This is a genomic window from Bacillus sp. TE9106W (assembly GCF_054062215.1).
On sequence record NZ_JBSSFA010000004.1, the window covers coordinates 200,898 to 215,708 of the forward strand.

Here is a 14,811-nt window from a genome sequence, read left to right on the forward strand (position 1 = left end):
GTCCCATCCTTCCTATTTGCTTGCGACTAGTTCTTCCCCATCATCTAAACGAACCGAGACAAGTTTAGATACCCCTGACTCTTGCATTGTTACACCGTACAATACGTCAGACTCTTCCATTGTACCTTTTCTATGTGTAATTACAATAAACTGTGTCTCATCACTAAATTTCTTTAAATACTGGGCAAAACGGGCAACGTTTGCCTCATCAAGAGCGGCCTCGACCTCATCTAATACACAGAATGGGACTGGGCGCACTTTTAAAATACCAAATAATAGCGCAATTGCCGTTAAAGCACGCTCTCCACCTGAAAGTAAACCTAAGTTTTGCAGTTTCTTCCCTGGCGGTTGCGCTACAATATCAATACCCGTATTTAATAAATCCTCTGGATTCGTCATGACTAAATCCGCTCTACCGCCTCCAAACAATTCAGAGAACACCGATTGAAACTCCATTCGAATCCCTTCAAACGTAGTAGAAAAGCGTTTTTTCATTTCTTCATCCATTTCAGTAATAAGTTGGTGCAATGTCGTTTTTGCTTCTTCTAGATCATCTTTTTGCTCAAGTAAGAATGTATGACGCTCCGCTACACGCTCATACTCATCAATTGCCCCTAAGTTTACTGTGCCTAGCTCTTCGATGGATAGTTTAATTAGTTTCACTTTTTTACGTGCATCCTCAGCAGGCATCACCATTGTATACTTCAGTTTTGCCGCTTCAAATGAAATCGTATATGTTTCACGTAAATGTTGTAATCTATTTTCTAACTCTACATCAAGTCGGTTTATTTTTACTTCTTGATCTTTCAACATCTCAAGAATGTATTTATGTTTACCCGTTGTTTCTTTCAGATTACGCTCTAACTGTTCTACTCTCTCTTGTAACGATACACGTTGTTCTCGACGAGAGCGAATTAACTCCGAAGTTTGATTACGATCATATGCTTTCTTCTCAATCATATTCGTAATTTGCTCTTCTCCACTTGAATTCGATGTCATTTCTTGTTTTAAGAATGCTAAATCCTCTTTTGTTTTGACAAGCGTTGCATCCGTTTCTTCTTTTTCCTTCGTCAATCGTTCTACTTTTTCTTTTTGATTAGATAAGCGTTGTTGTTTTTCAGCTGCCAACACTTTTAACTCGGTCATTTCTTTTTGAACTTTTTCTTTTGAAGAATGTTGCTCACTTTTTTGTTTTGTCAAGGCTACGATTTTGCTATCTAATTCCGTAATCTCTGCCTGAAGAGTCGCTAAAGTCTTTTCTAGCTCTTCTTTACGACCTTGCATTTTCACTTGGTCTTGTAAAAACCCTTCAATCTCTAAATCGTAAATAGATAAACGATCATTAATACGATGTTCTTCTAATTCTAAGCGACTAATTTCTTCTCTTAACTTCTGTTCATCTACACGCTCTGTTTCTACACTTTTCCTTAGTTCGCGTATTTGCACTTCTTTTTCTTGAATCTCTTGTTTTACTGCTTTAACAAAGTTTTCTAACTTCGTCGTTTTTTCTTCCATATCAGTTAACTTGCTCGTCCACTCTTCTAATTCACGTTGACGTCCTAATAAAGATGATTTCGCCTGTTTTACCGCTCCACCTGTCATAGAACCGCCAGGGTTCACTACATCACCTTCGATTGTTACAATGCGATAACGGTATTGCAATTGTTTCGCCAACTCATTCGCCCCGCGTAAATCTTTTGCAACAATAACAGTACCTAATAAATTGGAAACTACATTTTCATATTTATTGTTATATTGCACGAGTTCTGCTGCCACACCTACAAACGATGGATGTTGATTTACAATACGTAATTGCTCAAATGATAACGATCTACCTTTCATAACAGCCTGCGGTAAAAACGTTGCTCGTCCATGTTTATTTTGTTTTAAAAACGCAATTGCATTACGAGCATGTTCTTCGTTTTGTACAACGATATGCTGCATCGCTGCACCTAGAGCAATTTCCATTGCAATTTCATATTCTTTCGGTACCGTTAGCAATTCTGCAACAGCCCCCTCAATACCTTGCAACTTATTTTCTCTAGCTTTTAACACTTCACGTACCCCTTGATAGAAACCAGAGTAGTCCTCTTGCATCTCTTCTAGCATTTCTTTTCGAGAACGTGCCTGTTGTACAAATTGATACGCTTGATACAGTTTTGTTTCATTTTCACTATACTGCGCCTTGCATTTCCCAAGTGCCGCTTCTGTCTTTTGTATATTCGAAAGGATTCCAGCTACTTTTTCTTTTACTTGTTCATAACTTTCCACAAGTTTTGTCTTTTTCGCTGTAATTTCCATACGCATTTCTACATATTTCGCATTTTCTTCATCAAGGCGTTCATTTTTTGAATTTTGTTGTTTAGATTGTTCTTCAATCATAGATAACTCATTACGATGACTAGCTTGTTGATTTAAAAGTTCAATATAGTCACCTTTTAAATTCTCAATTTGTTCCTCCAAATTGTCAGCAAACGTTGCAAGCAATTGCTCATTATCATGCAATTTCGTCTCCAACTCTTTTACATGATTTACAAATTGCATCAACACTTCTGTACTCGATTCGATTTCACCATCATAACTCGTAGCTTTCTCTGTTAATTCAACAATTAACTGTTCAAGTTGCGCACAATGCGTCGTTGCATTTTGCTTTCTCTCTTTTAATAGCTCACGCTGCCCTTCTAACTTTTCTAGCTCTTTACTAGAAAGTAAAAGTACTTCTTGCAAGGAATCTACCGACTCATCTACCGCTTGTAATTGGCCTCGTAATTCCTCTAACTCTTCTTCACCTTTTTGTAAATGCGTTGACATTTTAGCTTCTTCGTTTTTATTATGCCCAAACTGATTTCGAAGCGCTTCCCATTTCTCATGCAATTCTTCAATTTCATGTACAATAAGCGCTGCTTCTACTTTCTCTAATTCTTCTTTTTTCTCGAGATAATCCTTTGCAATAGAAGCTTGTCTTTCTAAAGGTTCTACTTGACTACTTAATTCGTGAATTATATCTTGTACACGATTTAAGTTTTCTTGTGTGTCTGCTAATTTACTTTCAGCTTTCTTTTTACGAAGTTTGTATTTCAGCACTCCCGCCGCTTCTTCAAATACACCACGACGTTCTTCTGATTTACTACTTAAAATCTCTTCAACTTTCCCCTGGCTAATAATCGAAAAAGCTTCTCTTCCCATACCAGAGTCCATAAATAAATCGATAATATCTTTCAACCTGCATGATTGTTTATTAATATAAAAATCACTATCACCAGAACGAGATACACGACGCGTTACACACACCTCATTATATTCAATCGGTAAACGTTGATCTTCATTATTTAAAGTTAATGTTACTTCAGCAACATTAACCGCTCTTCTCGTATCACTACCTGCAAAAATAATATCTTCCATCTTTGCACCACGTAATGATTTTGCCGATTGTTCACCAAGTACCCAGCGAATGGCATCCGTAATATTACTTTTCCCGCTTCCATTAGGTCCTACTACAGACGTTACACCTGGGACGAAATCGACAGATACACGTTCAGCAAAAGACTTAAATCCTGCTATTTCTAATCTTTTTAAAAACACGAAAGGCCTTCCTCCTATTCTCCGTTGCTATAAATGTTATTTATACAAAAACAACTTTTATACGGATTTCCTTTCCTTTCATTTACAAACGAAAAGAAAGTTTCATTCTATGCATAAGGAATCCCCCTCATTCAAAGGGGGATTCCTTATAGTTGTTCTTTTAACTTTTTCAACGCTTCTGCAGCAGCTTGTTGTTCTGCTTCTTTTTTCGACTTGCCACTACCAAGTCCTAAAGCCACGTTATTTAACGTAACACGTGACACAAATTCTCGATTGTGGGCTGGGCCTTTTTCTTGCAAAATTTGATACTCAATATTGCCACTACCATCACGCTGAATCAACTCTTGTAATTGACTCTTATAATCCATCACATGAGAAAAAGCACCTTCATTAATTTTAGGGTATACAATTTCTTTTAAGAAGCCCCATACTGTTTCTAGCCCTTGATCAAGATAAAGGGCACCAATAAACGCTTCAAAGACATCCGCTAATAAAGCTGGTCGTTCACGTCCACCTGTCATTTCCTCACCTTTGCCTAATAAAACAAGGCTACCAAATGACAACTCGTTTGCAAAACGAACAAGAGATGGTTCACATACAATTGCTGCACGTAGTTTTGTTAACTCTCCTTCGCTCATTGTCGGATATTTTTGAAACAGATACTGCGATACAGTAAGTTCCAATACTGCATCTCCAAGAAATTCGAGACGCTCATTGTCTTCATGTGGTTTTTTTCGATGCTCATTCACATACGATGAATGCGTAAATGCTTGAATCAATAATTTTTCATCTGTAAACGTAATACCTATCTTTTCTTGAAATAATTTAAACGCTTCACGATATTTTGTTTCGTATTTTTTTTCTCTATATTTACGGTACGGCATAGGTCCCTCCAGATATAAGCCGAGAAGCCCCGCTAAAAAACGGGACTTCATTCAAGCATTATAGATGACTCTCTATGTAAGTCACAGCATCGCCAACAGTAGCAATCTTTTCAGCATCTTCATCAGAAATTTCCATTTCGAATTCGTCTTCTAATTGCATTACAAGTTCTACTACATCTAGGGAGTCTGCTCCTAAATCTTCCTTGAAGCTCGCAGCTGGTACTACTTCTGTTTCTTCTACTCCTAAACGATCAACGATAATTTTTGTTACACGCTCTAAAACATCTGCCATTCCATTCACCTCCCCTCAAATATTATATTAAATATTGTCCAAAAAAACTAGTTGAAATCGATTCTTTTATTACATTACCATACCGCCATCAACATTTAACGTTTGACCTGTAATATATTTGCTTTGATCAGAAGCAAAAAACGTTACAGCATTTGCGATATCTTGCGCTTCACCAAACTGAGCTGCAGGAATTAATTTTAACATTTCAGCTTTTATATTTTCATCTAATACGTCTGTCATATCCGTCGCAATAAATCCAGGAGCAATTGCATTTACAGTAATATTGCGGCTCGCTAACTCTTTTGCTGATGTTTTTGTTAATCCAATTACACCTGCTTTAGCAGCAACATAGTTTGCTTGTCCTGGATTACCCGTTACTCCAACAACAGAGGCGATATTAACAATACGCCCATGACGTTGACGCATCATAAAACGAGATACTGCCTTCGTACATAAGAATACACCTTTTAAGTTTGTATTAATAACTGTATCCCATTCTTCTTCTTTCATACGCATTAATAAATTATCTTTTGTTACACCTGCATTATTAACAAGAATATCAACTTGTCCAAATACATCTACAGTTTGTTTCACCATATTTGTAACGTCTTCAGCATTTGCAACATCTGCTCTTACTGCAATGGCATCCGAACCTAAGTTCTTTATTTCATCAACTACTTCATTTGCCTTTTGCTCATTACCGGCATAATTTACTACCACATTTGCCCCTTGTTTCGCTAAATCAATCGCAATCGCACGACCAATTCCACGTGAAGCGCCCGTTACTAATGCTACTTTCCCTTTTAACATCAGTTTTCTCCTCTCAAATTTGAAATGGTATCTTTTAATGTCTCTTCATCGTATATCGCGTATGCTTTCACTGATGAATCAATTGACTTCATAAGTCCAGCAAGTACTTTCCCAGGTCCAATTTCAATAAATGTATCGACCCCTTGATTCACCATATATTCAATGGATGGGTACCATAAGACAGGCGAATAGAGCTGTTCGATTAGCTTTTCTTGAATATGCGCACCACTCGTAATAACGTCTGCTGTTACATTTGCGATTACCGGAATATTCGTATCTTGAATTGTAATTTCATTTAAGACACTTTGGAATTTCTCCGCTGCTGGCTTCATAAGCGCAGAGTGGAACGGTCCACTTACTTTAAGCGGAATCGCTCTCTTTGCACCATTTTCTTTCGCTCTTTGAGAAGCAATCTCGACCCCTTGCTTTGTTCCAGAAATCACAATTTGCTTCGTACTATTCATATTAGCGATTTGTACTGCATACCCTTCACCTGTTACCTCTTCTGTAACTTGTTTCAGCATATGTGGATCAGCACCTAAAATAGCCGCCATTGCACCTTCTCCGCCAGGAACAGCTTCTTCCATATATTCCCCACGTTTCCTTACAGCATATACTGCATCCTCAAAAGTTAATGCACCCGCTGCTACAAGAGCGCTATACTCACCTAAACTATGCCCTGCGACAAAGTCTGGTGTAATATCATACTCTTTTAAAGCTGTCAAAATAGCAAAACTCGTTGTTAATAAAGCCGGTTGCGCATTTGTCGTTAACGTAAGCTTTTCCTGCGGCCCTTCAAAAATCACTTCTGAAAGTGAATCTTGCAACACTTCATCTGCTTTTGCAAATACATTTGCAACCTCTTTATTATTCTCTGCTAACTGTTTACCCATTCCAACTGCCTGTGAACCTTGGCCCGGAAAAAGAAATGCTAGTTTTCCCATTTCAAATCCTCCTCTTATTGGAGTGGCTCTTTCTCCATTACGCTTGAAATAGTAGGAATAACTTCTTTCGCTACCATTTCTCTCGTTTGACGAATCGCACTAAATATCGATTGATCATTAGAAGAACCGTGAGCCTTAATGACAGGAGCTTTCAATCCAAATAATGCCGCTCCTCCATACTCCGAATAATCCATTTTATCTTTTAATACCATAAGTTTTGGTTTTAATACCGCGGCTGCTAATTTGCTCGTAAACGAACTCATTAACTGCTCTTTTAACATAGAGAATAATGCAAGTGCTGTTCCTTCTAAAGATTTTAGCGCTACATTACCTGTAAAACCATCACATACAACAACATCTGCTACACCTTGTAACAAGTCTCTTGATTCAACGTTTCCAACAAAATTAATTGGCGCATCTTTAAGCATTGCAAAGACTTGTTTTGAAAGCTCGTTTCCTTTGCCATCCTCTGTCCCAACATTTAAAAGTCCGACGCGAGGATTTTTAATTCCTCTTACTTTCTCAGCGTATACAGATCCCATTACTGCATATTGATATAAGTGAATTGGTTTTGCATCAACGTTCGCTCCAACATCTAACATAACAAAACCTTCTCCATCAACAGTTGGCATTGTAGGGGATAAAGCTGGTCGCTCAATTCCTTCCATACGACCTACAACAAACAATCCAGCCGCCATTAAAGCACCTGTACTTCCAGCTGATATACAAGCATCCGCTACGCCGTCTTTCACTTGCTGCGCCGCAAGTACCATTGAAGCTTGTTTTTTTCGACGAACCGCTCTTACTGGTTCATCTGTCGATTCGATTTTTTCGTCTGTATGAAGTATAGTAATTCGTTCTTCACTCGTTAAGTATTGACGAATTTCCTCTTCTTTCCCTACTAACGTAATATGTAAATCAGAATATTCCTTAATAGCTTTCATTGCTCCTAGTACGACAGCCTTTGGAGCATGATCGCCGCCCATTGCATCTATTGCGATTTTCATAAGTTGTTACCTTCCTCACTATAATTACTTGATCGATACATTTCAAAAGTGCCTGTAAAAACAAGTTCTTCTCCAACAAAGCTACGCACTTTGACAACCGTCCGCCCTTTATCATTCTCTACATCTTCCACGCGCGCTTTTGCAACAACACGCTCTCCTAATTTTACAGGACGAATATATCGAATGGTAGACTTTGCGGTTAAAGCTAATTCTTCATCAATAACCGCAACAGCTAGTGAGTTTGCTTGTGCAAACAAATGATGCCCACGAGCAATTTGATTTCTTTTAAATACGTGTTCTACCTTCACTTCAAAGATAGAAATCGCATGTCTATCTAATTCTATATCAATAATTTCTCCGACAACCTCTTCTAACGGTAAAGATTTCACATCTTCTTCATGTTGCTTTGTAGCTACATGTTTAATTCTTTCTCTTAGTTCAGGAATAGATAATTCCATACGATCGAGACGTACAGTTTGTATACTCACTTGAAATTTCTCTGCTAAATCTTCATCCGTAATAAAAGGATTCGTTTCTATAGTTTGTTGTAATAATTCTTGTCTTTCTTTTTTACTTCTTCTTTTTTTCATACCGCACCATCCATTTTTATGACTAGGTACTAACAGTAGTATATAATCATTAAAAGTAGAATGCAACAAAAACTTTTGTCGCCTCCCTTTAATCGAGCTTCTCTCCCTGGAACACACCTGTCCCGTCAAGATACGTACGCAACGACGCATATTGATCATTATGCCAAAATGCTTCTGAATCTACTAGTAACGCCGCATCTTGTCTAGCTGTTTCTAACGCCCGATAATCATGTACCATATCAGCAACCTTGAATTCTGGTAAACCACTTTGCTTACTCCCAAAGAAATCTCCAGGACCTCTTAACTCTAAATCTTTTTCTGACAATACAAATCCATCATTCGTTTCGGTCATAATACGCATTCTTTCTTTTCCCGTTTCCGATTTTGGATCCGCGATTAATAAACAATACGATTGTTCACTACCACGCCCAACACGTCCTCTTAGCTGATGAAGCTGCGATAAACCGAAACGCTCTGCATCATAAATAACCATTACAGTCGCATTCGGTACGTTCACACCTACTTCAACAACTGTTGTCGATACAAGAATTTGCACTTTATTTTCACTAAATTGTCCCATTATCTCTTCTTTTTCTTGAGATGATAATCTTCCATGCATTAAACCAACTTGACATTTACCCTGATAATGATGAGTCAGCATACTATGTAAGTCGATTGCATTTTGCACATCCAGTTTCTCAGATTCTTCAATAAGGGGACAAATAACATATGCTTGTCTTCCTTTGTTTATCTCTTTCTCTACAAAACCGAGAACACGATCTAACATGTCATGTTTTGCCCAGTATGTTTCAATTACCTTTCTACCAGCTGGCATCTCATCGATTATAGAAACATCCATCTCTCCAAATGCAGTAATTGCTAACGTACGTGGAATCGGAGTCGCTGTCATAAATAATACGTCTGGACTTTCACCTTTCTCACGTAAAACTCGTCGCTGCGCTACACCAAATCGATGTTGTTCATCAGTAATAACGAGACCTAACCTATGAAAGATCACTTCATCTTGAATTAAAGCATGTGTTCCAACAAGGATATCTATTTCTCCTTGTTCTAATTTTGCCAAAATCTCTCGGCGTCTCACACCTTTAACTGAACTTGTTAACAATTCAACCTTCATACCAAAGTGCGAGAACGTCTCTGCGAGCGATTGATAATGTTGTTCTGCTAAAATTTCTGTTGGAACCATTAAAGCACCTTGATAATGTGCTAATTTTGCTGCATAAAGACCAATTGCAGCAACCACCGTTTTACCAGAACCTACATCACCTTGCAACAGACGATTCATTCGATAAGGAGATGTCATATCTTTCATAATTTCATCTACAACTCGGCGTTGCGCACCAGTTAACGGAAACGGAAGAGCATCGATAAACTCTTGCAATTCTTCTGAAGGAATTTCTTTTTTCGTCCCTTTCGAATTTTCCCTCTCCATTTTCCGTAACGTTTGCATTTTTAACTGAAATAAGAAAAACTCCTCATATACAAAACGGCGACGCGCTTGCTTCAAATCTTCCTGACCTGTTGGAAAATGCAACGCCCGAAGCGCTTCATAACGTGGCAATAATTTATATCGACTTAGCAATCCATCAGGTAACACTTCAACTATAGAATCTCCATACTCTTTTAACGCTTGTGCAATAAAACGGCGCATCTGTTTTACTGTAAGTTTCCCTTTCACTGAGTACACAGGCTCTACTTCTTGTTGACGTACAACCGGTCCAAAATGAAGTTCTGATACCGCAATCGTTTGACGATGCTGATCCCATTTACCAGTAATCGTTACCGTTTCATCTAAATTTAACTTCTGCTTATAGTACGGCCTATTAAAACATACAGCTGTAATTAAATAACGACCTACGAGGACACGAACCGTAAGACGCGACTTCTTCTTCCCATAATATTGCAGTAAAGGAGCACTATGAACTTTCCCCTCTACTGTTACACGTTCATCATGCTTTACTTCAGCAAGATCTTTCATCGCATAGTCTTCATAACGGTACGGAAAATGTTCTAATAGATGAGAAACTGTATAAATTCCCATCTCGTGTAGTAATTCAGATGTTTCTCCTCCGATTCCCTTTACATCCGTAACGGGAACTTGTACAACTTCATTCAAGATTCTCACGCTCCGTCACATTATTTTTTTGATTCATTATCCATTAACATGATTGACATCTGTAATCGCTCTCTTTCACCCTATATATTCTATCATAGGCATTCTAAGAGAAACTACTCAAATCCCTCATAAACAACACGAAAGAAAAGAGCCTCACTATTAGCAGCAAGGCTCTTTTTTATCTTCAATATGCTAGCCTTTTGAATAAAAACTAGTAATAAACTTCATATTACTACTTATTATCCATTAGCAAGTAAGTAATCCATTTATTTTCAAAACGAATTTTTTCTTATTCTACAGAGAAGATGAAAGAATACACCGGTTGGTTTCCAGCATGTACTTCTACTTCTGCATCTTCAAAATTCTCTTCTACAAATGCAACTAATTCAGCTACTTCTTCGTCAGTTGCATCTTCACCTTGTAGAATCGTTACGATTTCAGAATCTTCATCAATAAGTGCTCCTAGTAATTGCTTCGCAGCTCCTACTTTTTCAGCATTTGTTGATACGATTTTTCCATCTGCGATACACATGAAATCATCTTTTTGAATTGCCACACCATCTATTTCCGTATCACGTACAGCATACGTAATTTGACCTGTTTTCACATGAGATAAAGCTTCTTTCATGTTTTCTTCATTTTCTTCTAGCGTTCCAACTGGATTAAATGCTAACATCGCAGCCATACCTTGAGGAACTGTTTTTGAACGAACTACAATCACTTCTTGATCTACAACTGACGCTGCTTGTTCTGCTGCCATTACGATATTCCCGTTGTTCGGTAAAATAATGATTTTTTCAGCGTTTGCTTCTTCAATTGCCTTCACGATATCCTCCGTACTTGGATTCATCGTTTGGCCACCTTCGATAACTTTCGTCGCGCCAATGCTTTCAAATAAAGTTTTAATACCAGATCCCATAGCTACAGTTACAATACCGTACGGTTGTTTCTCTTTAGACTGGCTAGTTGGCTCAGGCATCATAGCAGGCTCATCTAACAAAGCAGTATGCTGTTCACGCATATTCTCTACTTTAATCTTGATTAAACTACCGTAACGTTGTCCGTAGTTCATAGCGTCTCCAGGATGCTCTGCATGGATATGAACTTTTACAATTTCATCATCAGATACAACTAGTAGTGAATCACCATACACACTAATATCTTCACGGAATTTTTGTTCAGAGAAATTATGTTCTTTCACTTTTTCAGCTTCTAATTTCACCATGAACTCCGTACAATATCCATACTTAATATCTTCTGTACTCAATTGGCTTTGTACACTACGGTGATGTTCTGCGCGCACCATTTCATTCATAGATGGTTGCGTCGGCGCATCAGAAGAAATTGTTTCTCCTTTTAAGTCAGCTAAAAATCCTTCGTATACAACAACAAGACCTTTACCACCGCTATCTACAACGCCAACTTGTTTTAATACAGGTAATAAATCTGGCGTACGATTTAACGATGCATTTGCTTCTTTCACAACGTCTTCCATAAACAAAACAAAGTCGCGCTGTTTTTTCGCAACTGTTACTGCATATTTACCCGTTTCTCTAGCAACCGTTAAAATCGTTCCTTCAATCGGTTTCATAACCGCTTTGTAAGCCGCTTCTACTCCAGCTTCTAAAGCTTCAGCAAAATCAACTGTTGTTAATTCTTCTTTTTGCTCAATGGATTTCGAGAAACCACGGAACAACTGAGATAAAATAACTCCAGAGTTACCACGAGCTCCCATTAATAATCCTTTGGCTAAACTTACGCCGACTTTACCAGCATGTTGTGAAGGGTTTGCTTTCACTTCACGTGCGCCTGAAGTCATAGATAAGTTCATGTTTGTACCGGTATCGCCATCTGGAACTGGAAATACGTTTAATGCATCAACAAGCTGAACATTATTTGTTAAATTATTCGCTCCTTGCATGATCATTTGTGATAAACGTTTTCCATCAATTTTTTGAATTGACACAGATTTTCCTCCTTAATGCACATTACAAGTTTATTACTTTAACTCCTTGTACGTAGATGTTTACAGAATCTACTGCTAGTCCTACAGTTTGATCTAATGTATATTTCACTTTCGTCTGCACGTTATGTGCTACTTCTGAAATTTTCGTACCATAGCTCACAATAATATACATATCAATATGTACTTCGTCTTCATCCTTACGAACAATAACACCTCTAGTGAAGTTTTCTTTTCGTAAAATGTCTGTTAATCCATCTTTTAACTGATTCTTTGATGCCATACCTACGATACCGTAGCAATCTACCGCGGCACCTCCAGCAATTGTTGCAATTACATCTGTACTAATATCAATTTGACCGTACTTCGTTTTAATTTCAATTGACATCTCGTTTTCCCCCTTCATAAATGGTGAAAGTGAGTTAGACTACTTTAGTTACTATCATATAATCTTTTTAAAGAAAATTCCATCGTTCTTTCTTTTTCACTCTCATATTTTATGTTGAAAACTACACTGTTTTATGATGAGCAAAATAGTCCATTGTTATTATACAACATGTATCACTATAATATGTCAAGCAATTTTTCTTGATTTCAACTTTTCTTCATTGACATATAGTGTCAAGTAATTTTTCTTGATTTCTTTTTTCTACGGTGTTGCATTCTCTATTTAGTTGTGTTAAATTATAGTAGTGTTTTTAGCATCGCATAAAAGACTAACATTGAAAAATTACGTATGGTAAGGTATCAAGGGAGGGAAATATAAATGGCTCGTGTTTGTGCTATTACTGGAAGAAAAGCTCGTTCTGGTAACTCTCGTTCTCACGCAATGAACGCTACAAAACGTAAGTGGGGCGCTAACCTTCAAAAAGTTCGCGTACGCATCGACGGAAAAGTTCAACGTGTTTACGTTTCTGCTAGAGCATTAAAATCTGGCAAAATCGAACGTGTTTAATAATAAAAAAAAGAGCCGCTAGGCTCTTTTTTTACTATGAAAATGGAAAAAGCACCGGTAATAGGTGCTTTTTTTAATCTTTTTTGAAGGTATTTAACATGGCACGAACAATTCCACCAAGAAATTTAGGTAACTTAATTGTATAAAATCTCATGGTTTCCCTCCTAATCCCCATTACTCCACTTGTTCACTATATGATGTAAGGAGCAAAATTGTTTCTTTAATCAGTGCTTCTTATCACCATTAATATGCCAGAAGTAAATGAAAAAGTACCTTTTTCATCAATGAGTTCATTACTAATACAAAGTGTCGATCCCCATTCTATTGTTTTATTAGTTAGGGGATACTTAAAACCAAGTAATGTAATCCCTTCCACTATTTCAGTAACCGGCACAAAAGATACATAAGGGAAATTTTCATTTTCTTCAATTATATGTGTACCTACTTTTTTCACGCTTATTTCATTTTTATTGTCTACAATACACATTTCTATTCCTACTTCTAACCCTTTTAAAAGCATCTGTATATTCGCTAAACCGTGATCAAGTCTTCCGCCGGTAGCACCAAAAATACGAATTAATGCTGGCTTCTGTTCTAACGCCCAGTTGATCGCAATTTCTAAATCCGTTTGATCTTTTTCACGAGGGACAATATGTAAATCATTCGTTTGTTGCCCCATCCATACTAATTCCTCTTCAGTAACCGAGTCATAATCTCCAAACGCAACAGCTGGAGTAATCCCGCCTTTTAATAAACGGTATACTCCTCTATCAACTGCCGCCCACACTACTTTCTCATTTTCATATCGAGAAAAATCTGCACAATATTCCGCAGGTCCTCCCGCTAAAATATGAATAATCATGTTTCCTTCCCCTTCTATTGTAAAAAGGCAATCTGCCAGTCGGTAGATTGCCTTTTTACATATTTTTTCTCTATCCTTTATAAATAGTGAAAACTTACTACACTAGAAGATTCACTGGGATAAAGACTCGTTCATTCATTATCCACGAATGACACGAATTGCTTCACCGCGGTCTTTTTGATTGTATACTGCTGACCCAGCTACAAGTACATTTGCTCCAGCTTCCACACAAAGTCTTGCTGTTTCAGCGTTTACACCACCATCAACTTCAATTTCCACGTCTAGATTGCGCTCTTTAACCATTTCTGCAACTTGTTTAATTTTCGGTAATACAGAATGGATAAATTTCTGCCCACCAAATCCAGGGTTTACTGTCATAAGTAATACCATATCAATATCTTCTAACACATGCTCAATCACTGAAACTGGCGTATGTGGATTTAATACAACTCCTGCTTTAATGCCATGAGATTTAATTAACTGAATTGTACGATGTAAATGAGGGCACGCCTCTACATGAACAGTAATAATATCCGCTCCCGCTTTTGCGAAAGTCGGAATATAGTTATCTGGATTTTCAATCATTAAATGTACATCTAACGGTAACGATGTAATCGGACGAATCGCTTCTACAATTAATGGTCCAATCGTAATATTTGGTACGAAATGTCCATCCATTACATCGACATGAATGTAATCCGCTCCGCCCTTTTCTACATCTTTAATCTCTTCCCCTAATTTTGAAAAATCTGCTGATAAGATCGATGGTGCAATTTTAATCATAA

The 14,811-nt window shown here is 37.6% G+C and carries 14 protein-coding genes; 1 reads left to right on the plus strand and 13 read right to left on the minus strand.

Going from position 1 to position 14,811, the window contains the following annotated elements:
• Positions 1 to 12: 12 nt before the first annotated feature.
• From smc to ACVWY7_RS10025, 10 genes are all read right to left on the minus strand, one after another.
• A complete protein-coding gene (gene smc / locus ACVWY7_RS09980; RefSeq protein ID WP_456523767.1) occupies positions 13 to 3,582 on the minus strand; it encodes a chromosome segregation protein SMC in 3,570 nt (1,189 codons plus the stop codon).
• Positions 3,583 to 3,728: 146 nt separating this feature from the next.
• Complete coding sequence (rncS, locus tag ACVWY7_RS09985; protein ID WP_001146873.1) at positions 3,729 to 4,466, minus strand: ribonuclease III; 738 nt, start codon at positions 4,464 to 4,466, stop codon at positions 3,729 to 3,731.
• Positions 4,467 to 4,524: 58 nt separating this feature from the next.
• A complete protein-coding gene (acpP, locus tag ACVWY7_RS09990; RefSeq protein ID WP_000786062.1) occupies positions 4,525 to 4,758 on the minus strand; it encodes an acyl carrier protein in 234 nt (77 codons plus the stop codon).
• 69 nt (positions 4,759 to 4,827) lie between these two features.
• On the minus strand, positions 4,828 to 5,568 hold the full coding sequence (gene fabG / locus ACVWY7_RS09995) for a 3-oxoacyl-[acyl-carrier-protein] reductase (protein WP_000911788.1): 741 nt from the start codon (positions 5,566 to 5,568) through the stop codon (positions 4,828 to 4,830).
• A complete protein-coding gene (fabD, locus tag ACVWY7_RS10000) occupies positions 5,568 to 6,512 on the minus strand; it encodes an ACP S-malonyltransferase (protein WP_000516948.1) in 945 nt (314 codons plus the stop codon). Before fabD ends, fabG begins: the two co-directional genes overlap by 1 nt.
• A gap of 14 nt (positions 6,513 to 6,526) precedes the next feature.
• Positions 6,527 to 7,519, minus strand: coding sequence for a phosphate acyltransferase PlsX (gene plsX, locus ACVWY7_RS10005; protein WP_000684108.1), 993 nt, complete (start codon positions 7,517 to 7,519; stop codon positions 6,527 to 6,529).
• Positions 7,516 to 8,109 (minus strand): transcription factor FapR, encoded by a 594-nt coding sequence (gene fapR / locus ACVWY7_RS10010; protein ID WP_000747352.1) that lies wholly within the window; start codon positions 8,107 to 8,109, stop codon positions 7,516 to 7,518. Before fapR ends, plsX begins: the two co-directional genes overlap by 4 nt.
• An 88-nt stretch (positions 8,110 to 8,197) precedes the next feature.
• Positions 8,198 to 10,246, minus strand: coding sequence for an ATP-dependent DNA helicase RecG (gene recG / locus ACVWY7_RS10015; RefSeq protein WP_001006884.1), 2,049 nt, complete (start codon positions 10,244 to 10,246; stop codon positions 8,198 to 8,200).
• A gap of 289 nt (positions 10,247 to 10,535) precedes the next feature.
• Positions 10,536 to 12,212, minus strand: coding sequence for a DAK2 domain-containing protein (locus ACVWY7_RS10020; protein WP_000027136.1), 1,677 nt, complete (start codon positions 12,210 to 12,212; stop codon positions 10,536 to 10,538).
• A 22-nt stretch (positions 12,213 to 12,234) separates the two neighbouring features.
• Positions 12,235 to 12,597, minus strand: coding sequence for an Asp23/Gls24 family envelope stress response protein (locus tag ACVWY7_RS10025; protein ID WP_000021109.1), 363 nt, complete (start codon positions 12,595 to 12,597; stop codon positions 12,235 to 12,237).
• A 378-nt stretch (positions 12,598 to 12,975) separates the two neighbouring features.
• Here ACVWY7_RS10025 and rpmB point away from each other — a divergent pair, with 378 nt between their 5' ends.
• On the plus strand, positions 12,976 to 13,164 hold the full coding sequence (gene rpmB / locus ACVWY7_RS10030; RefSeq protein WP_000124776.1) for a 50S ribosomal protein L28: 189 nt from the start codon (positions 12,976 to 12,978) through the stop codon (positions 13,162 to 13,164).
• A 73-nt stretch (positions 13,165 to 13,237) separates the two neighbouring features.
• Here rpmB and spoVM read toward each other — a convergent pair whose 3' ends face one another.
• The 3 genes from spoVM to rpe form a co-directional block, all read right to left on the minus strand.
• The gene (spoVM, locus tag ACVWY7_RS10035) at positions 13,238 to 13,318 is read right to left on the minus strand and encodes a stage V sporulation protein SpoVM (protein WP_001213599.1); all 81 of its coding nucleotides are present in this window, start codon (positions 13,316 to 13,318) and stop codon (positions 13,238 to 13,240) included.
• 66 nt (positions 13,319 to 13,384) lie between these two features.
• Positions 13,385 to 14,065 carry a thiamine diphosphokinase gene (locus ACVWY7_RS10040; RefSeq protein ID WP_025388434.1) on the minus strand — a complete coding sequence of 227 codons (681 nt, stop codon included), beginning with the start codon at positions 14,063 to 14,065 and terminating at the stop codon, positions 13,385 to 13,387.
• A gap of 99 nt (positions 14,066 to 14,164) precedes the next feature.
• Positions 14,165 to 14,809, minus strand: a complete 645-nt coding sequence (gene rpe, locus ACVWY7_RS10045) for a ribulose-phosphate 3-epimerase (RefSeq protein WP_456523768.1) — start codon at positions 14,807 to 14,809, stop codon at positions 14,165 to 14,167.
• Positions 14,810 to 14,811: the final 2 nt, after the last annotated feature.